Genomic DNA, 20,552 nt, shown 5'->3' with positions numbered 1-20,552 from the left:
CCCCTGCCCCTCTGCCCCTCTGCTCCCCCGCCTCTGCCTCTAGAAACTTGCAGCGCCGTTACTGGAATCAAAACCTTGGGTGCAGTTTGTTGCGTAAATTGGGCTCTTGCCAATAAACCGCTACTAATTTGCCCATTTTGATTCGGAATTAAAATTTCTACGGGAATTTGCCTCGCAGTGGGATCGGCAGCAGGAGAAATTCTGGCAACTACACCCCTAAAAGTTTGATTAGGAAAAGCGTCTAATTGTACTTGTACCGACTGCCCGACCTGAACATTTGGCAATTCTAATTCGGAAAGTGGAACTACCACTTTTACTTGATTAAACTCTCCCAGTTTTAAAACCTCTCCTCCTGGTTGTACCAAATTTCCCGGTTCGCTGGTTCGTTCAATAACTACCCCATCAATGGGCGAGTTGAGTTTGGCGTAAGATAAGCGTTCTTTTAACTCAGCAATGACGGCTCTTTGGGCAGCAACTCTACCTTGAGCGGCTGCAACTGCTTGCTGTTCCGTGCGAATTTGTTCTTCTGCGGCTAGAACTGCTTGTTCATTAGTGCGGGCTTCGGTTCTGGCTAATTCTGCATCTTGCAGAGAAATTGCCCCTTGTTTTTGCAGAAATTCTCGCCTTGCTGCGGTTGTCTGGGCTTGTTTGAGCGTGACTTTAGCTTGTTCTGCTTTAGCTTTAGCGTTGCTAACTAAGGTTTTGGCGCGTGCTACTTCTGAGTCACGGGTAGCTAGTTCGGCTTCTGCCTGTGTCACCAAAGTAAATAATAATGTATTGTCCAACTGCGCGAGTTGTTGACCCCGCTTTACCCGATCGCCAACATTAACGCTCAGGTTCAGCAATCGCCCTTCTACTTGCGATCGCAAAGAGACTTCCCGCGCTGGTCTAGTTGTACCTATATATGTAGGTGCTTCCTGGATAACACCTGGACGTGCGATCGCCACATCCACTGGTGTAGAGGTCGGCCCCCTTTCGCCTCCTCTCTGGGTTCCAGGTGGTCGATTTTGTGCTTCCGCTTCTGCCTTGGGCGTTCCGCTACAGCCCATAAAACTGACCAGCAGCGGCGCAAGGCAAAAGCCAAAAGCCAAAATATACGAATATGAAATTTTCTCCTTGGCTCTTTTCATGATTTCTTTAGACTTCCTGCACAACTGCCAAGCTCAAACCCTTTACAAAAGTTAACCTTAACCTAGAATAACCGTAAAGAGCAGATTTCAGCTTACACCTCTAGTATGGTTTGCTCAGAACTTTTAATTGCTTAAGTCCTGTTGCTACCACCGACAGAAGAGTTTTATTGCATTTATATCTCAATAGTTAACCAAATAAGTGAAAATTTATTTCAATTAGCTCATATAATATAAACGCCGTTTAAACACTTAGTTTTCATCGTAAGGTTAGTCATGGGTCTGAAAAAAAAATTCGTACTTGGTGTGAGTGTGGTAGCTTTAGCCCTAACGAGTTTGACTTGGAACACTACGGGGAAGAAGTCATGGGCACAAGCACCAAATCTTCTTCCTAAAAAGTTACAAAACACCCTTGCTCAAGCACCTTTAAAAAAGGTTAGAATTGTTTTTCCTGCTCGTGGTGATAATGCTGATTTACAGCGAAAAGCTAATGCTGTCGCTCAATTCCTTTCCCAGAAATTGGGTATGCCTGTAGAGGCAGTAGTCGCAGATGATACTGCTGCTGTGGAAGCTTTACGAGCAAATCGAGCCGAAGTAGCGTTTTTAAGCAGTCGTCCAGCAATTAAAGCAGAACAGTTAGCAAATGCTAAATTGTATTTAGCTGAAGTACGTCCGAATTATTCTGGTGGACACACTTACAGATCCATATTTGTAGTTCCTAAAGATAGCCCTTTACGCAGTGGGAATTCTCCAGCAACTCTCCAGCAATTACGGGGGAAGAAAATCGCTTTCACTTCTCCAACTTCGGGTAGCGGATTTATTTTCCCTGTGGGAGAGTTAGTTAAGTTGGATTTAGTAGAAAATCGCGATCGCCTTAATAGTTTCTTTAGCCAAGTTAGCTACGGAAACGGTTATAGTGGAGCATTGCAAGCCGTTCTACGGGGACAAGCAGATGTAGCAGCTGTTTCTGAATACACCCTTGGCGCACCTTATATCACTCCCCAAGAAGCAAGTCGCTTGCGGATACTTTATGCTATTTCCGGTGTACCTGCTCATGGTGTGGCAATTGATGATAGTGTTTCTCCAGCAATGCGTGAGAAAATTATTAACGCTTTGATGGAATTGAATAAACCAGAATATAATCAATTGCTGAGAAATTTATACAATTCTACAAGTTTGGTAAAAGTTAACAACACTTCTCATTTACAACCGATGCGGGAAGCAATGAAACGCGCCGGAATTGAACCGTAATTTTGTCATTAGTTATTGGTCATTTGTCATTTGTGACATTTAATCTTTTGACCAATGACCAATCACTAACTCCCAACTACTAACTACCAATAACCAATGACGATCGAATGTGAAAAAATAACAACTCCCTATAGTAATAATCTGAATCGTCCGATTTTGAACAATATTAGCTGCAAAATAGAACAGGGAGAGTTTGTCAGTTTATTAGGATTAAATGGGGCGGGAAAGTCTACTTTATTACGTTCCATAGTTGGCTTAGTTCCTTTAGAGAAGGGAGTAATTAAAGTTAATGGAATAGCGCAAAATCAGAAACAAAAACATCGTCCTGATATTGCAATGTTATTTCAGGGTGGAGGGTTAATTCGCCAATTATCGGCAATTGAAAATGTGCTTTGTGGACGCTTGGGGAGTTTATCAGCTTGGCAAACTTTGTGGGGGTTTCCGAAGCGCGATCGCCGTTTAGCTTTAGAACTCTTGGATCGCTTAGGTTTAAAAGAACACGCTTACCAAAAAACTGCTTATTTAAGTGGTGGACAACAACAAAGAGTGGCAATTGCCAGAGCTTTAATTCAAAATCCTCGCATATTATTGGCTGATGAACCAATTACAGGTTTAGATATTTTGGCAGCTAAACAAGTAATGGAAACTTTAGCTGAACTACACGCCCAACAGGGGATGACAATTGTGGTAGTATTGCATGATTTGGCGTTGGCTGCTGCTTATGCCCAAAGAGCGATCGTCTTAGAAGCCGGACGCATTATTTATGATGGCAAATGCCATAACTTACCAGAAATTTTGCAAGCTGGTTAAAACTGAAGTAAAAGCAATGACAAAAACATTCAAAACTCTCACATTTAAACATCCTTTATTATTTAAATTGGTAAAACAGCTATTAATCGTATTGGCTGTGATTGCCGTTTATGCTTGGGCATTACAAGGTTTACAAGTTGATTTAAAACTTCTTAAAGATAGCTGGCCTTATATAGTAGATTTTATCACCCGTTTATGGCCTCCCGATCTATCCATATTAGACATTGCCATTGTCCGCTTAATTGAGACAATTCAAATGTCTATTTGGGGAACCACTATTGGCGCAATTCTTTCTTTACCTTTAGCTGTTGTTTCGGCTCGGAATTTAGCACCTCGCTGGTTACAATTCTGCGCTAATTTCTTACAAAATGTAGTGCGTTCTATTCCCTCAATTGTTTTAGGATTATTGTTTGTTGCTGCAACTGGACTTGGCGCACCTGCGGGAACTTTAGCTCTCGGTATTTACACAATTGGATATCTTGCAAAATTTTATCAAGAAGCGATCGAATCAGTCGATCCTCGTTCTATTGAATCATTGCAGGTTTGTGGCGCTTCGTGGTTACAAATAGCACAATATGGCATCCTGCCTCAAGTGTTGCCTTTGGGTTTAGGCTACACTCTGTATATGTTTGAGTACAATATTCGTGCCGCTTCTGTACTGGGAGTAGTGGGAGCCGGGGGTATTGGTTTTGAACTGGTTAACTACATTAAAGGTTTTGAGTACAATAAAGCTACAACAATGATGTTGGTATTATTGGTTGTGGTGACAGCGATCGATGCTCTTAGTAGTAAATTACGCCAACGTTTGGAAGCCAGCTATCGTTTTACTCACAAGAACAAATAACCTAATTTTTATTCTAAGTAAATAATAAAATTATGTATAGCTTATTACTGAGAATTAAATAGAATTTCCCAACCAAAGTTACTGATAATTATCAGAAATTTAGGCGATCGAAAATGCCCTTACAAGGTTATAATACTAATTCCATATAAAATCAATTTTTTCAAAAAGCCAGGTAAGTAAAATTACCAACAACATTATATGGACTAATCAAAATTTATACACTAGTCCAGTACGGCATAAACCACCATACAGTTAAAAACAAGTGAAAAAGCTTTGTATAAGCCTTCGTTCCTTGGAGGCTGAGGCTTTCAGCCTTATTGTCCGAAGTTCTTCGTTGAAGATAATTCTTATAATAGGTGATTAATCAGGGCGCAAGTTGTATTTTAATCTGTTTTTACAATGACTATATATGAATTAGTACAATTGTTGAATGCTACTCAGAAAAAACCCTTGACATCGCTGCAAGAATGGGTATTGCATCAAGCTTGGGAGGGAAAAACATACTCGCGGATGGCAGCAGAAGGTAATTATGTCGATGAATATCTGCGAAAAACTGCTTCTGAGTTATGGGCATTGCTCAGTGAATTTTTGGGAGAGACAATTACAAAATATAACTTTCGTGCTACTTTGGAGCCCCGCCAACTTACCAAAACTCAGCAGCAGTTAATTAGAGATTTTAGTAATGCTAACAATTCTTCTAATTCTTTAACAATAGAATTTCCTGGTGCGCCTTTGGCAATAAATTCTAAATTTTACATTCCCCGACCACCAATAGAAGAACTTATTTATGAAGAGATTACTAAACCAGGAAGTTTAGTACGAATTAAAGCTCCCCGAAAAATGGGAAAAAGTTCCTTAGTGTTGCGTGTTGTTGCTCATGCAGATAGCTTAAATTATCGCACTGTCAGTATAGATTTTCGTCAAGCTGACACAGCATTTTTAAGCACAATTGATAAATTTTTGCGTTGGTTTAGTGCTAATGTCAGCCGAGAGTTAGAGTTAGAATCAAGATTAGATAATTACTGGGATGAGGAAATTGGCAGTAAGGTAAGTTGCACTGTTTATTGGCAATCTTATTTATTGGAGCAAATTCAAACTCCCTTAGTTTTAGTTTTAAATGAAGTGAACCGAATTTTTGAGTATCCAGAAATTGCTCAAGAATTTCTGCCTTTACTACGTTATTGGCACGAACAAGCTAAGTATATTCAAGTTTGGCAAAAGCTGCGTTTCGTAGTAGTCTATTCCACAGAAATTTATGTGCCAATTAAGCTGAATCAATCACCATTTAACATTGGCTTACCTCTAAAATTACCACCTTTAACTACTGAGCAAGTTCAGGAATTAGCACAACGCTATAACTTAGATTGGACCGATCGCTCGCAAACTAAAAGATTAATGACTTTGTTAGGAGGGCATCCTTATTTAGTGCAATTAGCTTTCTATCACTTATATCGCCAAGATGTGGCATTAAAAGAATTATTGCAACAGGCGGGGACTGAATCTGGTATTTATGAAGAGTATCTGCGCTATAGTTTAGCGACAGTGCAAGCAGAACCAGGATTAGAAGTAGCTTTGCAACAGGTAATGAGAAGTGAGGAACCTGTTGCGTTAGATTCTAAACTAGCTTATAAATTAGAGAGTATAGGGTTGGTGAATATCGATGGCGATCGCGTAATTCCTAGTTGTGAATTGTATCGCCTCTATTTTGCGAGAAAAGTATTACCTAGCCAAGAAGTAATTGTCCCTAATGGTTCTTTCAATGACAATTTTATCCAGTTAGAAAGAGAAAATTTAGAATTACGTCGTCTCCGAGACATAGATGATTTTACGCAACTTGCTAATCGTCGTTACTTTGAACAATATCTAGAAGAACAATGGCAAAAGTTAACTAAAGAAGCATCACCTTTGTCTATAATCTTATGCGATATTGACTTTTTCAAAATTTATAATAAAACTCAAGGTTCGGAAGCTGGGGATAATGGTTTACGGCAAATAGCAGAGGTAATGCGTCAATTAGTCAGAAAATCTCACGATCTTGTCGCCCGTTATCAAGAAGATGAATTTGGCATCATTCTGCCCAATGCTAATGCCAACATTGCTTGTGAAGTTGCCGAAAGAATTAGGGAAAAAGTAAAAAGTTTAGCTATTAGTCACGATTCTAAAATTGGCGGTCTTCCGGCTCCTGTGTTAACTGTAAGTTTAGGCGTAACCAGCACTATTCCGCAGCGCCATCTTAATTCAGATGGCTTATTTCGTAAAGCCAAGGAAGCTCTTGCCCAAGCTAAAACTTTAGGGCGAAATCAAGTTAATTTTCAGCAATTTTAATCTGGTAAACCTTGAGGTTGTAACAGTTCTTTATGGAAACCTTGACGAACTGGGAAATTTAAATACCGCGCTTGTAAAACTTGCCATTCTTGCCATGCTTGGTAGCGAGTTTCTGCTAGTTCTTTACTCAGGGTTTCAGGTAATTTGGCTTTTTCTGTTTGCAAAGCTTCTGTGAGAAATTCTCCTAAAACCATACTGTCTTGAATATTTCCTAAAATTTCTTGAACTTTCTTGACATCTTGGCAGTAAGCTGCATAAGTTTCGCCATAAAAATCGGTAAATAATTCCAATTGGTAGCGCACTCGTTTTGCTTGTTTGCGTAAGTCATGCAGCATTTCTCCTTGTTGGTGTAATTGTTCTTCTACCTCTTGATGATTCAAATTTGCTTTTGGGCGAATTTTGGTTTCATTGGTTTCAACTCCCACTAACCAACCTGGATGCAATAAAAACTCGCCGATTTCTGGTAACAATAAATCTGGTAACACTTCTAGAATTGGTAATTGAGCTGTTACTTGATATTTTGGTTCTTTAAACCAATCCTGAAAAGCTTGCTTTAGTTTCTGATAACTTGACTTTACTTCTAAAGTCTTTTTGACCAGTTTAAAAGTTTCGCTGCGTTTGGTTTCCAGATAATCTAAGGCAGTGTTAATCACTTTTTGCTCTGACTTAGGTAAAGCAGCTTTGTACTTATTTTCTAATGCTTCTTTGAGTACATCTAAATCTCGCAATTCACCTAAAATGCGAGCTATTTTACCAATTTGTCTTTCTTGGGCTGCTGGTGGTAAATCTAAGGCTGGTGCAAAACCTGTGACTGCGGTTCTGAGGCGACGCATTCCGACACGCATTTGATGTAAGGCTTCTGGGTCTTGATCTTTGAGGACTTCTGCTTCGTGCTTAATTGTTTTGTTGAAGTGTTTTTCAACGGCAATATAAGCCCAGTCGCCCAAAGTATTAGGTTTTTTTGGGTTATTTGATGTCATCATTGTTTCGCATGGAATTAGATGCAACATTGAGTTTACTAATCTATTTTTGAAGATTCGATCGCAAAAAGGTTTACTCGATCGCGTAACTCAGCTAAATATGACGCTGCTTTTGGTAAGAAAAAATTTAATTTTTAGAGGAATATTGCCGAAGGAATTCCTATTGTATCGTATGGAGAGGAAATACACAAATCATAACGAGTAAAAGTTTCTCCCGTTTTCATATTTTTGAGTAATGGTTTACCAGTCCAAATTTGACAGCTACACAAAGGTTTTGGTTCTTGTAGCTTAAACCCTCCATCTATGGGTTGCAATGAGAAAAATTCCAAATGTAGATGTGCTGGTTCAATGGCAATATAGTGAGAAATTTCTTCTTGGGGAATGTTTGCGATCGGCTTATTATTTCTTTGCAAACTTGTTGGGAAGAAATCAATATCTATCACATCAGCAGTTAATCCTGACTGTGTAACAAACTGCAAAACTTCTTGCCAATCATAAAGCGGTTGATTTTGTCTATCAAAGTGAGAATTTATTCCTAAGCAATGTCCGCCCAATAACCAAACCAGTTGTTCTAAAATAGTTTCAATTCTTTGGCGATCGCTTCTGAGAACTTCCATATCTTCCGGTAGCAACATTCTCCCTGGAATACACCACCAGTATTCCCAGACTTTGGCATAATCTAAAGGCGAGATGCGTTTATGTAAACCGGAAATGCGATCGCGTTTCTGTATTTCCCAAACTTCTTCGTCAGAAGTTGCACCCTCAAAAGCAGCCAGAGACAAACTGTTATTTTCTGCTAAGGGATGAGGTTGAGCAAATAAAAGTTCATCAGAGATAAAAGTATCCAATTTCAGCATAAAGAATTGTCACCTATTGATAGCTGCTTTTACCCTATACCATTAAGTTTAAACCAGATGCAATTATCGCAATTGTTTTAATACTAAATTGCATAGGTTTATGTGTTTGGGGACTGGGGGGCAGAAGGGAGGAGAATTCAAAAACTCTCTCCAGGGCGGGTTTTGTTGTTAATTCTTCTACTGCGATTACAGTATTGTCTACTAAACCCGCCCCTACAAACTTAAAACTTTCTTCCCTTCTGCCTTCTGCCTTCTGCCTTTCTTTTCCAATTGTCATCGAAACTTATAAAACTAGAATGAAATCCCACAGCTAAAAGGAGGGAATGCCTTTAAAATGAGTGGGATTTGTATAGTTGTAACATAAAGCAAAGAGTATGCCTCGTCGCAATGACATTAAGAAAATCTTGTTGTTGGGTTCCGGCCCAATTGTAATTGGTCAAGGCTGTGAATTTGACTATTCTGGCACTCAGGCTTGTAAGGCGTTACGGAGTGAAGGCTATGAGGTGGTGTTGATCAACTCCAACCCAGCCACCATTATGACCGATCCAGAGACAGCAGACCGCACATACATTGAACCTTTAACGCCTGAAATAGTTGAAAAGGTGATAGCGAAGGAAAGACCTGATGCTTTATTGCCAACGATGGGCGGACAAACGGCATTAAACTTAGCTGTAGCTTTATCAAAAAATGGGGCTTTAGAACGCTATGGTGTGGAATTAATTGGGGCGAAATTGGAAGCGATCGAAAAAGCCGAAGACCGCTTATTATTCAAAGAAGCAATGCAGAAGATCGGGGTAGATGTTTGTCCTTCTGGGATTGCTTGCGATCTTAACGAAGCCAGAGCGATCGCGCATCAAATTGGATCGTATCCTTTAATTATTCGTCCCGCATTTACATTAGGTGGAACTGGTGGTGGTATTGCCTACAACCAAGAAGAATTTGAAGAAATTTCCCAATCAGGTATTGATGCTAGTCCAGTTTCGCAAATTTTGGTTGAAAAATCACTTTTGGGCTGGAAAGAATACGAATTAGAAGTAATGCGAGACTTGGCAGATAACGTAGTAATTATCTGTTCCATTGAAAACCTCGATCCAATGGGCATACATACGGGTGATTCGATCACCGTTGCCCCAGCCCAAACCTTAACTGATAAAGAATATCAACGCTTGCGGGATGCCTCAATCAAAATCATTCGAGAAATTGGCGTTGAGACTGGAGGTTCTAACATTCAGTTTGCCGTAAATCCAGTAAATGGAGAAATAGTTGTTATTGAAATGAACCCCCGTGTTTCTCGTTCTTCCGCCTTAGCTTCTAAAGCAACTGGTTTCCCCATTGCTAAATTTGCAGCTAAGTTGGCAGTAGGATACACACTGGATGAGATTAATAATGATATCACCAAGAAAACGCCTGCATCCTTTGAGCCAACCATTGACTATGTAGTTACAAAAATCCCCCGATTTACCTTTGAAAAATTCCCCGGAACTCAACCAGTATTAACAACTCAAATGAAATCTGTAGGGGAAACAATGGCAATTGGACGGACATTTTTAGAATCCTTCCAAAAAGCATTGCGCGGTTTAGAAACTGGGCGGGCTGGTTGGGGTTGCGACAAACAAGAAAAACTACCATCTTTAGAACATATTCGCGCTCAATTACGCACCCCGAACCCAGAAAGAATTTTCACGGTTCGTCATGCAATGCAGTTAGGAATGTCAGTAGAAGACATTTACGAACTGACAGGAATCGATCCTTGGTTTTTGGATAAAATGCAGGAATTACTCGAAACCGAAAAATTCTTGAAACGCACACCTTTGCAACAGATTGGTAAAGAGGAAATGTATGCGATTAAACAGCAAGGATTTAGCGATCGCCAAATTGCCTTTGCTACCAAAACCAGCGAAGACGAAGTTCGTCATTACCGCAAGGATATAGGGGTAATTCCGGTATATAAAACCGTTGATACTTGTGCCGCAGAATTTGAAGCTTTTACACCTTATCATTATTCAGCCTATGAATTAGGTTGTGTCAGTACCACAGAAGAGGAAAATAGTGCTACTTTATTGCCGCCAGAATCCGAGGTAATGGATTCAAACAGGCAGAAGGTAATGATTTTGGGCGGGGGGCCTAACCGAATTGGGCAGGGGATTGAGTTTGACTATTGTTGTTGTCATGCCAGCTATGCTTTGCGCGATGCTGGATTTGAAACCATCATGGTTAACTCTAACCCAGAAACAGTTTCAACTGACTATGATACGAGCGATCGCTTGTATTTTGAACCATTAACAAAAGAAGATGTTCTTAACATCATCGAAACCGAAAAACCAGTCGGAATTATTATTCAATTTGGCGGACAAACTCCGTTAAAATTAGCAGTGCCTCTGCAAGAATACTTGACCAAACACAACGTCACCGAAACAAAAATTTGGGGAACATCACCGGATTCGATCGACATTGCCGAAGACAGAGAACGGTTTGATGAAATTGTAGTGAAACTGCAATTATTAACTGCACCAAATGGGATTGCCCGTTCCGAATCAGAAGCAATTACAATTGCCGGAAAAATCGGTTATCCAGTAGTAGTACGTCCGAGTTATGTATTAGGTGGACGGGCGATGGAAATCGTTTATTCTGATGCTGACTTACAGCGTTATATGACATTGGCGGTACAAGTTGAACCCGACAAACCAGTGTTAATTGACAAGTTCTTAGAAAACGCTGTAGAAGTAGACGTAGATGCGATCGCTGATGCTAATGGTAATGTAATCATTGGCGGAATTATGGAACACATTGAACAAGCGGGAATTCACTCTGGCGACTCTGCTTGTACGTTACCAACCACATCTTTAGCACCAGCAGTTTTGCAAGTAATCCGCGATCAAACTATCAGATTAGCCAAAGCTTTGAATGTAATTGGGTTAATGAACGTACAATATGCGATCGCAGACGCATACAGCTACACTCCCAAAGTTTACATCCTAGAAGCCAACCCCAGAGCATCAAGAACCGTCCCCTTTGTTTCCAAAGCAATTGGCAAACCTTTAGCGAAACTTGCTTCTTTAATTATGTCAGGAAAAACCCTGGCAGAATTAGGATTGACTCACGAAATTATTCCCAATCATATTGCAGTCAAAGAAGCCGTGTTACCATTTAATAAATTTCCAGGTACAGACACATTACTAGGCCCGGAAATGCGATCGACTGGTGAAGTAATGGGCATAGATACTGACTTTGGAAAAGCCTTTGCCAAAGCAGAATCAGGTGCCGGAGAAAAGCTACCATTATCAGGAACAGTCTTTGTTACAATGAGCGATCGTGACAAACAAGCAGTAGTTCCAGTAGTGAAACAATTCATGGAATTAGGTTTTCATATTGTCGCCACTGATGGTACTCGTCGAGTCTTGAAAGACAGCGGTTTACAAGGTGTGGAATTAGTGCTAAAAGTGCATGAAGGTCGTCCCCACATTGTAGACGCAATTAAAAACGAGAAAATCCAGTTAATTATTAACACCCCATCTGGAGAAGAAGCGCAAACAGATGCCCGTTTATTGCGACGGACTGCGTTATCTTATAAAGTACCTGTAATCACAACAATTGCGGGTGCAAAAGCGATCGCAGCAGCAATTTCTCGGCTACAATCTGCACCATTAGATGTGAAAGCAATTCAGGAATATTTGGTGTAGGTTGGTAATTGGTAGTAGGTAATAGGTAAGGGGAATTTCTCTTACCTATTAGCTCTTAACGAGTATCATTAACATTAAGAGGATAATTTAAAAGTCGCCTCTGCGACTAAAGTCGCGGGCTATAAAAACAAAACCTGCCTACGCAGGTTAGGAGTACGTGCAGGCGAACTTTGTGAGTATGGGGGGCAAAAATTAGCAGATTCGATCGCTTTTGCTCGGACTCAAATCATGCAATTAGTAGGAGGATAAGCCGATGTCACAAGATTATTTTGCATTGAAGTTATTCTCAGCATTAGGTTGCGGATTAATCGCCGGAGTTTTCTTTGCTTTTTCAACTTTTGTCATGAATGCCTTGAGCCGACTACAGCCGAAAGAAGGCATTGCTGCCATGCAATCTATTAATATTACAGCAATTAATCCATTGTTCATGATTGCGCTGTTTGGAACTGCGGCAACTTGCCTGTTTTTGACTGTTTTATCACTGTTAAAATGGCATCAAAGTAGTGCTGTTTACTTACTCGTTGGTAGTTTGCTTTATTTAATTGGTACGGTTTTAGTAACGATCGCCTTTAATGTACCACTAAACGATGCTCTGGCAAAGGTTAAACCAGAAAGTATTGAAGGTGCAAATTTGTGGGCTAGATACCTCAAAGATTGGACATTTTGGAATCATGTTCGGACGCTGGCGGCACTTGTAGCAGCAGTATTGCTGACTTTTGCTTTGTGCGATCGATCTTTAAAACTGTAAGCTTAAAGTAACCCTAATGCTTTAAGACTACGACGAGTAATTTCTAATCTTTTAGGAGCATCATTAGCATTGGACATGGCAATATTTGTAGCAAAGAAATAAACATTATTATTTTGTTGCAAATAACCGACAAACCAGCCAATATTCGGCTGAACACTATTAGCCCAACCTGTTTTTCCCCTTAAAGTATAAGTTGGTGTGCGCTCGACAATCATGATATCTTTAACTAAGTCGAGAGTGCGTTCTGAAAAGGGAAGATTGTTACCTTCCAGTTTTCGCAAAAATTCGATTTCTTGTTTCGGGGTAATTTGTAAAGGGCCTTCTAACCAAAAGCGATCGATCTTTTCCTCTGTCCCAATTTGGCGATTACCATATCCTACGCGATCGATAAATTGTCGCATTCGCTGATGACCAATTTTCCGAGCTAAAACTTGGTAAAACCAAACAGTTGAATCTTTAAAAGCTTGACGCAAATTCGTATCTCTATTCCAAGCTGGTATATCACGTTTAATTCCATCCCAAGTTAAAACTGCAACATCATCTTGAATTACACCAGTTTCTAATGACACCAGCGCATTGAAGATTTTAAATGTGGAAGCGGGAAAAAAAGCTGTTGTATTCCGAGATGGATTGTGTTCGTAAAAGCGGGCGTTATTTTTGTCATAAATTACAATTGAACCATCAACACCTAAATCTCGAAATGATTGTCCCAAATCAATCTGTTGAGCTATTTTTTGCTCTGATAAGGCTGAATGTATCGGCATTATGTATCCGCTGACAATTAATAGAACAAAGCAAACTAAAATCGCCATTAAGCTTGTCAGAAAACTTTTCGATAGTTGTTGCCGAAACTTACGAATGATTAACTGCATAAATCATCTCCTCATCAGATTATGCTCTAGAACTTGTGGTAATAGCTATAGCTAGTGCAAGAAGGCAGAAGGCAGAAGGCAGAAGGGAAGAAAGTTTTTATATTCAGCTTTTAAGAAGTTTTCAACTGCTCAATCATTTCTGCCGTGCTGCACTAGAGAATTAGGAATTTGATCATGACAAATGAAATCCTGATTAAGTCGCGCCATACTGAGATCAAACATTAATTTAATAAACCGATGCTAACTCAACAAATAGCGGGAATAATGCTCGCATTCACCCAACAAATACCTACCAGCTTAGTGAGTGAAATGACTTTTCCTCTCTGGGGTTTAGTTATTTTCATTTTGTGGACTATCGTAGTTGTTATTCTTTTACTCACAGTGAGAATTCGTCATCTAGCTGCGGGTGGAGCTGTTAAAGATTTCGCTACCCCGAACGACGAAAGCTTGCTTTGGCGATTATATCGAGTTCACGCCAACTTAATAGAAAACCTGCCTATGTATTTGGGAGTTGTCTTCCTTCTAACAGTTCGGGGTGTTTCTGGAACAGTGGTAGATGTGCTAGTTGTGGTGTACATCGCATTTCGGATTGTACACTCATTAATTCACATTGCTGGGATCGATCCAAAGTTTCGGGTTTTAAGTTTAGGGATTCAATTAACTTGCTTAGTCGCTTTAACTAGCTTGGCAATTTTCTAATTGAAGAAACTTAAGGAAGGGCGGATATCCTAAAAACTTCACCCTTCCACTACTTCACAAATGACAAATTTTAAATCATGGCAATACACTCAATTTCTACTAATACATCTTTGGGTAGACGGGAGACTTCTACACAAGCGCGTGCGGGGGCAGTTGCTTCATCAAAGTATTTAGAATAGACTGCATTCATGGCTGTAAAATCATTCATGTTTGCCAAGAAGACAGAAGTTTTTACTACGTTTGACCATTTAGCACCTGCCGCAGTTAAGATGGCTTCAATGTTAGCCATAACTCGTTCAGTTTGTTTAGTGACATCATCTTTGTAGACAACATCGCCTAATCTGGGATCGATCGCAATTTGTCCAGCAACAAACAACATTTGTCCACTAGCAAGAATTGCTTGATTATAAGGGCCAACAGGCGAGGGAGCCGATTCTGTAAAGATAATTTTGCGATCCATTGATATTACTCTTTCTAATCCTTTCTGAATGTAAACTTCTCCATCTGGCATTATCGCACCAGTTAAGTCTGCATCGTCAAACAATGTTTCATAAGTTTTTGCATCAGTTAAGTCAGCTTTCTTCAAGTTGGCTGCTGTTAAATTTGCTTTCATTAAATCAGCTTTTTGCAAAACTGTTTTCTCTAAATTGGCACCTTGTAAACAAGCTCCTCTAAGATTTGTATTCTCAAACCTAGCATTACTCATATCTGCATTAGTTAAATTTAAACCAGAAAGATCCAATCCATTCAATTTTACTGATTGCAGTTTAGCAGATTGTAAATTAGCATCTTTGAAATTAGCTCCCGCAAGCTCTGCTTTACTCAAGTCTGCTCGAATCAAATTGGCTTGAATCATATCTACAGAATTTAGGTTTGCACTATTTAAATTTGCTTCTAATAAATGAGCTTTACTAAAATTTGCACTAGAGAGTTTTGCATTACTAAAATTAGCCCTCTCGAAGTTGGTAATACTCAAATCTGCACCAGATAGTGTTGCTTCACTTAAATTAGCGTAATAGAGGTTTGCTCCCATTAAGTTCACTCGATTTACGGGTCCACCATAATACAAAGCAACAGCACTACCCTCTAATAAAGATAAATTTGTTTCTACTAAGGATGCTCTACTGAGATCTATTCCTTGTATTTTTGCACCTGTTAGATTTGCCTTACTCAAATCTACTCCTCGTAAATTTGCACCAGACAAGTCAGAATAAGATAAATCTATTTCTCTTAGCTCTGCACCTCTGAGGTCTACGTTTTTGAGGTCTACTTTTTGAAATTCTCGTTCACCTTTGGCGTATCTTTCTAAAAGTTCATCTGCATCCATTTTTAAAAGTTCTTTTGCATCCATAATTCAAAAATCGATCGCACCCTAAAAAATAACACTTGCGATCGCTCCATCAACAAGTATTCCCAAATTCCTTCTTCTACTCTCTTCTTTTCTCTTCTCTTCGCGCTCTTTGCGTCCTTTGCGGTTAAAAAAAATTCTCTTCGTGTCCTTCGTGTCTTCGTGGTTAAAAAAACTCTCCGCCTCCTCTGCGTCTGGAGCGGTTTAAAATAAACGAGGACGCAAACCATAAAACCGATAATGCCAATAATCCCTTAAAATGCGATCGTGATCGAAACAGAGATTTTCCGGCAACTGCCAAAACTCAAAAATCCCCAAATTCTTCGCATCATCAGCAGCTTTTGGTTCCCCCTTACCCGTCGCAATAAACACCACACTTAAAGTATGCTGACGCGGGTCACGATTCGGGTCAGAATAGACATGAAACTGTTCCACCAACTCCACTTTTAGGCTTGTTTCTTCCTCAGCTTCCCTAACAGCAGCAGATTCCACAGACTCGCCATAATCCACAAAACCGCCAGGAATAGCCCAACCGAAAGGAGGATTTTTGCGCTCAATTAAGATGATCGGACGTTGAGAGCGATCGATCAACTCAATAATGATATCAACAGTAGGAGTAGGATTGCGGTAAGTCATGGGAATTTTAGATTTCAGACTTTTGATTTTAGATTGATCCGACAGATAAATCTAGGGGCTTCAAATCAGATCTCCCGTACATAATTGATTAATCACAAGCAAAAATCCCAGTCTTGTAGGATAGGCATCTTGCCTGTCATCCCTAATCCCCAACACCCATCATTGTGCCAAACGTCAGAGAAAAAACCTTTCGAGAGTCAGGTTTAAACACAACTCTACCGTGATAATCTCACAGATATCCGTTGCTCGACCTTTTTCAGGTAAATTATGCCGTTTCCCAGATCAAGTGGCGTTTTATTGCACCCCACATCACTCCCCAGCCGTTTTGGTGTGGGAGACTTAGGCTCAGAAGCCTATCGTTTTGTAGAATTTTTAGCCCAAAGCAAACAAAAACTGTGGCAAGTTTTGCCATTAGGCCCCACAGGATATGGTAACTCTCCTTATATGTGTTTTTCAGCGATGGCTGGGAATCCGTTATTGATTAGCCCGGAAAGGTTGAGAGATGAAGGTTTATTGAGTGAAGAAGACTTTGTTGACTTACCACAATTTCCCGCAGACAAAGTAGACTTTGAATCAGTAATCCAAATCAAAACACCCCTGCTGAAAAAAGCCTGCGAAAACTTTAAAAAAGAGACTTCGCCAAAGTTTCAACAGCGATTTAAATCATTCTGTACCAGTAAAGCTTATTGGTTAGATGACTATGCCTTTTTTATGGCGTTGCGAGACGCACACGAAGGAGAAAGTTGGCATAAATGGGAACCAGAATTAGCCGAACGCGATCCTGCTACATTAGTAAAGTTTGAACAAGAATTAGCAGAAGAAATAATTTACCACAAATTCTTACAATTTGAGTTTTTCCGGCAATGGTCTGATATCAGGCGTTTTGCGAACGATCGCAACATTCAAATCATCGGCGATATCCCCATTTATGTTGCCCATAATAGCGCCGATGTTTGGGCACATCCCGAATATTTTTGCTTAGACGAAGAAACCAAAGAACCAGCATTAATGGCAGGAGTACCACCAGATTACTTCAGCGAAACCGGACAATTGTGGGGAAATCCGATTTACGATTGGGAAAACCTACAAAAAGACAATTTTAAATGGTGGGTAGAGCGTTTCCAATCTTTATTAGATTACGTTGATATTGTTCGCGTTGACCACTTCCGAGGTTTTGAAGCATACTGGGCAGTGGAAAGAGGCGAAGAAACTGCCATCAATGGCGAATGGATCAAAGCACCAGGAGACGCATTATTTCAAGTAATACGGGATAAATTTGGCAAATTACCAGTTTTAGCCGAAGATTTAGGCGTAATCACTCCCGAAGTGGAAAAATTGCGCGATGATTTTGAATTTCCGGGCATGAAGATTTTACACTTTGCCTTTGGTTCTGGTGCTGGTAATCCTTACTTACCCTTCAACTACGAACGCAACAGCCTAGTTTACACAGGCACCCACGACAATAATACAACGGTCGGTTGGTATAACAACTTACCCGAACATGAAAAGCAAGGTGTACTCGCCTACTTAGGTTGCGTTTCTGACGATGGTATTCACTGGGATTTAATTCGATTAGCCCATAGTTCGATCGCAAATCAAGCAATTATTCCCTTACAAGACATTCTAGGTCTGGGGAGTGAAGCGAGGATGAATGTTCCTAGTGAAGGGGTGGGTAACTGGGAGTGGCGTTATCTACCAGGTGCTTTAACTTACAGAGAAATTGAACTCTTCAGAAAGTTGACGGAAACTTTTGGTCGTGCTTGATGAGATGTAGGGGAATAAAAGGGAATAAATAGGAGAAGGTTGAAGAGTTAAATTCGACTTCTCCTCCCCTAGCCCCTATTAATCAGCTTTGAAAATCACTTGTTTGATTTTTCCTGGGCTTCCCAATTGTTTGGCTTCTTCGTTGTTATAAGCAACCATGACTCCCCCAGCATTACCAGCACGTACAACTATCTCTTGTTTTGCTGTCCAAGTGCGCTGAGTTCCTTGAGAAAGCGTGCCTTCAAAGTCTTTTTTGCCATCAACGACTACCCTTACCCAGGAGTCAGAGGTTACATTCAGACCAACTTTTACAGGTTCAGAACTGTTGTTGGCATCGTTCATGCTGACAAGCGCCACTTTGTCTTTTGTTTGATCTGGGCTAGAATTGGCAGGCTTTTTACTAGTACTAGGTGGTTTTTCGGCAGTGGGAAGTACTGCTTGTTGAGCAGATCGATCGACCATTTGTGACAACCCAGTCACCGCCAAGATAATCAATACTATGTATAAAAGATAAAGGTGTATTGGCTTTAATTGAGCGGCTGGTAACTCTCCCCAAAATTGCCTTTTGGCGGTTAAAACTTGCGCTGTGGGGAAGACGCTGGCAAACTCAGAGCCATTCAAACCAAGGGCTTCAGCGTAACGTTTAATAAAACCCTTGGTATAGACTGGTTCTGGTAAAGGTTCCAGTCTACCTTCTTCTATAGCATTGAGCATTCGAGCCGGAACTTTAGTGATAGATGCTACGTCATCTAAGGAAAGGGCTTGTTGTTCCCGCAGGTGACGTAGATACTCACCCATTTCCGCTAGCTTTTTGGCTCGTTGTTCTTCTAAATAAGAACCTAAATCGTCTCTTTTATTGGTCTTCATCAACTGCATCCTTGACATTTACTAGCTCATCTACTCGCTAAGGTGGTTGGGTAAATATTTTTAACTTTTTTGTGCAAAGTTGTCATCAATGAAAACTCTACACTGATAACAGAAAAATCTACCCTGGATTTACCGACTTTGTAAAAAATTTATTTCCACATCTGTCAAATTTCGGTATTCTCCCGGTAAAAGTATCTGCTTAGGTAACTGTAATTGAATTGGGCCAATTGCAGTGCGGTGCAGCTGAATTACAGGATATCCCAATTGTTCAGCTACTCGCCGGATTTGACGATTTCTCCCTTCTTTTAAAATCACTTCTATGAGAGTACTAGCGCCCTTAGACCCTGTTTTTAAAACCCTGATTTGACAGGGTAAGGTTTTTTTGCCCTCTAGGATAACTCCTTCACGCCACATTTGCAGAATATTTTCTGGAGGTTGACCTTTTACCCAAACTTGGTAAGTTTTCGGCATACAATGACGGGGATGTGTGAGGTGGAACGCCAGCTCGCCATCATTAGTTAATAGTAAGGCTCCTGTAGAATCAGCATCTAAGCGTCCCACTGGATAAATTCCCTGTCCTTGTTGCAGTGAGGTGGGTAACAGATGGAGAACAGTGCGTCTTCCTTGGGGGTCGCTACAGGTGGAAACTGTTCCCCCTGGTTTATTGAGTAATAAGTAAATTTGTTGGGGACGATTAGCCGATTTAATCAATTTACCGTCTACGGTGATGCGATCGCTCAATGGGTCAGCTTTTTGCCCCAAATGAGCAATTTCGCCGTTGATACGCACCCGACCTGCTTGGATCATTTCTTCTGCGTGACGACGGGAGGCGATACCCCACTGAGAAAGTAACTTTTGCAGCCTGTCCATACCTAAATTTGACTGCTGGGCTAACTGGTTTTTTCCAGAATCAGTAAACTATTTACAAATATTACATTAATAAATGTATCGTCATAGGTGGTGTGTAATGTTCGATCTCCCAGCAAATGAGGTTCAAGGCACAGAAAGTACGGAAAGCTTACCCCAGCAACGCAGTCGAATTATTGGTAAGGTGTTGTCACCTGCGGTAAAATTGTGGCTGCGATCGCAAGTGGAGCAAGTAGCAGACCTCCAACTTCACATTGCGGGGGGCGATCGACAAATCCTATCAGGTTACATTCCTAAAGTAACACTTTTTACGAGTCGTGCTGTATACCAAGGTCTACACCTGCAACAAATTGGGTTAATTGCCGAAAATATTCGCGTTAACTTAGGTCAAGTAATCAAAGGTAAACCCTTACGTTTGTTAGAACCCATCCGCGCCCAAGGTGAGTTATTCTTATCTGAAGATGACTTGAATGCTTCTTTAAACAGCGAACTACTCATCAGCGGTTTAAATGAATTTTTCCAATTGTTGCTCAAAGCAGCAGGGACAAATTCCCCAGCTTTCCGAAATCACCAGATTCATTGGCAAAAAATTACGGTTGATGGCAATCAGATTCATCTCCAAGGCAGTTTGCTGGATACTAAAAACCCAATCATAATTACTACTGGCGTAAGAATCACAGACGGCAATCAATTACATTTAGATAATCCCCAATTTCAAGGAAACTTAGGCTTAAACTCTCCTAATTTAGACAGCTTAACCATCGACTTAGGCACAGATGTTGATATTCAGGAACTCACCTTAAGCAATGGTCAATTAATCTGTCGAGGTAGCATTTCGGTGACTAGTGACTAGGGACTGGGGACTGGGGGGAAGAGG

General features: G+C 40.4%; 18 protein-coding genes. 9 read left to right on the top strand and 9 right to left on the bottom strand.

Annotated features, from left to right (window positions below):
- The coding region (locus tag IQ264_RS24245) for an efflux RND transporter periplasmic adaptor subunit (protein ID WP_193983684.1) at positions 1-1,130 on the bottom strand (1,130 nt) is incomplete at its 3' end.
- A gap of 273 nt (positions 1,131-1,403) precedes the next feature.
- On the opposite strand from IQ264_RS24245, the gene phnD reads away from it, so the two are divergent.
- The 4 genes from phnD to IQ264_RS24225 all read left to right on the top strand — a co-directional run bounded on the left by phnD (position 1,404) and on the right by IQ264_RS24225 (position 6,357).
- The gene (gene phnD, locus IQ264_RS24240; protein ID WP_193983682.1) at positions 1,404-2,378 is read left to right on the top strand and encodes a phosphate/phosphite/phosphonate ABC transporter substrate-binding protein; all 975 of its coding nucleotides are present in this window, start codon (positions 1,404-1,406) and stop codon (positions 2,376-2,378) included.
- Positions 2,379-2,474: 96 nt separating this feature from the next.
- Positions 2,475-3,188, top strand: a complete 714-nt coding sequence (locus tag IQ264_RS24235; RefSeq protein ID WP_193983681.1) for a phosphonate ABC transporter ATP-binding protein — start codon at positions 2,475-2,477, stop codon at positions 3,186-3,188.
- Positions 3,189-3,204: 16 nt separating this feature from the next.
- Positions 3,205-4,032 (top strand): phosphonate ABC transporter, permease protein PhnE, encoded by an 828-nt coding sequence (phnE, locus tag IQ264_RS24230; RefSeq protein ID WP_193983680.1) that lies wholly within the window; start codon positions 3,205-3,207, stop codon positions 4,030-4,032.
- 399 nt (positions 4,033-4,431) lie between these two features.
- The gene (locus tag IQ264_RS24225) at positions 4,432-6,357 is read left to right on the top strand and encodes an AAA-like domain-containing protein (protein ID WP_193983679.1); all 1,926 of its coding nucleotides are present in this window, start codon (positions 4,432-4,434) and stop codon (positions 6,355-6,357) included.
- Here IQ264_RS24225 and IQ264_RS24220 read toward each other — a convergent pair.
- From IQ264_RS24220 to IQ264_RS24210, 3 genes are all read right to left on the bottom strand, one after another.
- Positions 6,354-7,340: a CHAD domain-containing protein gene (locus IQ264_RS24220; RefSeq protein WP_193983678.1), complete on the bottom strand. Its 987-nt coding sequence runs from the start codon at positions 7,338-7,340 to the stop codon at positions 6,354-6,356. The two genes, IQ264_RS24225 and IQ264_RS24220, sit on opposite strands and share 4 nt — an antisense overlap.
- Before the next feature lie 131 nt (positions 7,341-7,471).
- Positions 7,472-8,194: a hypothetical protein gene (locus IQ264_RS24215; protein ID WP_193983677.1), complete on the bottom strand. Its 723-nt coding sequence runs from the start codon at positions 8,192-8,194 to the stop codon at positions 7,472-7,474.
- 34 nt (positions 8,195-8,228) lie between these two features.
- Positions 8,229-8,471: a hypothetical protein gene (locus IQ264_RS24210; protein ID WP_193983676.1), complete on the bottom strand. Its 243-nt coding sequence runs from the start codon at positions 8,469-8,471 to the stop codon at positions 8,229-8,231.
- A 97-nt stretch (positions 8,472-8,568) separates the two neighbouring features.
- On the opposite strand from IQ264_RS24210, the gene carB reads away from it, so the two are divergent.
- Positions 8,569-11,874: a carbamoyl-phosphate synthase large subunit gene (carB, locus tag IQ264_RS24205; RefSeq protein WP_193983674.1), complete on the top strand. Its 3,306-nt coding sequence runs from the start codon at positions 8,569-8,571 to the stop codon at positions 11,872-11,874.
- 253 nt (positions 11,875-12,127) lie between these two features.
- Positions 12,128-12,622, top strand: coding sequence for a DUF1772 domain-containing protein (locus tag IQ264_RS24200; protein WP_193983672.1), 495 nt, complete (start codon positions 12,128-12,130; stop codon positions 12,620-12,622).
- 2 nt (positions 12,623-12,624) lie between these two features.
- On the opposite strand, the gene blaOXA is transcribed toward IQ264_RS24200, so the two are convergent.
- On the bottom strand, positions 12,625-13,494 hold the full coding sequence (blaOXA, locus tag IQ264_RS24195; protein WP_228061776.1) for a class D beta-lactamase: 870 nt from the start codon (positions 13,492-13,494) through the stop codon (positions 12,625-12,627).
- A gap of 237 nt (positions 13,495-13,731) precedes the next feature.
- Between blaOXA and IQ264_RS24190 the strand changes: the two genes are divergently transcribed.
- Complete coding sequence (locus IQ264_RS24190) at positions 13,732-14,193, top strand: MAPEG family protein (protein WP_228061775.1); 462 nt, start codon at positions 13,732-13,734, stop codon at positions 14,191-14,193.
- Between the two features lie 70 nt (positions 14,194-14,263).
- On the opposite strand, the gene IQ264_RS33750 is transcribed toward IQ264_RS24190, so the two are convergent.
- Together IQ264_RS33750 and IQ264_RS24180 are read right to left on the bottom strand one after the other, a co-directional pair.
- Complete coding sequence (locus tag IQ264_RS33750) at positions 14,264-15,544, bottom strand: Rid family detoxifying hydrolase (protein ID WP_228061774.1); 1,281 nt, start codon at positions 15,542-15,544, stop codon at positions 14,264-14,266.
- Positions 15,545-15,745: 201 nt separating this feature from the next.
- On the bottom strand, positions 15,746-16,177 hold the full coding sequence (locus tag IQ264_RS24180; protein WP_193983670.1) for an NUDIX domain-containing protein: 432 nt from the start codon (positions 16,175-16,177) through the stop codon (positions 15,746-15,748).
- Positions 16,178-16,444: 267 nt separating this feature from the next.
- Here IQ264_RS24180 and malQ point away from each other — a divergent pair, with 267 nt between their 5' ends.
- Positions 16,445-17,941, top strand: coding sequence for a 4-alpha-glucanotransferase (gene malQ, locus IQ264_RS24175; protein ID WP_193983668.1), 1,497 nt, complete (start codon positions 16,445-16,447; stop codon positions 17,939-17,941).
- Positions 17,942-18,019: 78 nt separating this feature from the next.
- On the opposite strand, the gene IQ264_RS24170 is transcribed toward malQ, so the two are convergent.
- Both IQ264_RS24170 and IQ264_RS24165 read right to left on the bottom strand, forming a co-directional pair.
- The gene (locus IQ264_RS24170) at positions 18,020-18,808 is read right to left on the bottom strand and encodes a helix-turn-helix domain-containing protein (protein ID WP_193983666.1); all 789 of its coding nucleotides are present in this window, start codon (positions 18,806-18,808) and stop codon (positions 18,020-18,022) included.
- A gap of 129 nt (positions 18,809-18,937) precedes the next feature.
- A complete protein-coding gene (locus tag IQ264_RS24165) occupies positions 18,938-19,678 on the bottom strand; it encodes a pseudouridine synthase (protein ID WP_193983664.1) in 741 nt (246 codons plus the stop codon).
- 97 nt (positions 19,679-19,775) lie between these two features.
- Between IQ264_RS24165 and IQ264_RS24160 the strand changes: the two genes are divergently transcribed.
- Positions 19,776-20,528 (top strand): DUF2993 domain-containing protein, encoded by a 753-nt coding sequence (locus tag IQ264_RS24160; protein ID WP_193983663.1) that lies wholly within the window; start codon positions 19,776-19,778, stop codon positions 20,526-20,528.
- Positions 20,529-20,552: the final 24 nt, after the last annotated feature.

Source organism: [Phormidium] sp. LEGE 05292 (genome assembly GCF_015207735.1).
Taxonomy (GTDB): Bacteria; Cyanobacteriota; Cyanobacteriia; order Cyanobacteriales; family Aerosakkonemataceae; genus Floridanema.
Note: the sequence above shows the minus strand (reverse complement) of the source record. Positions and strands in the feature narration are given on the sequence as shown.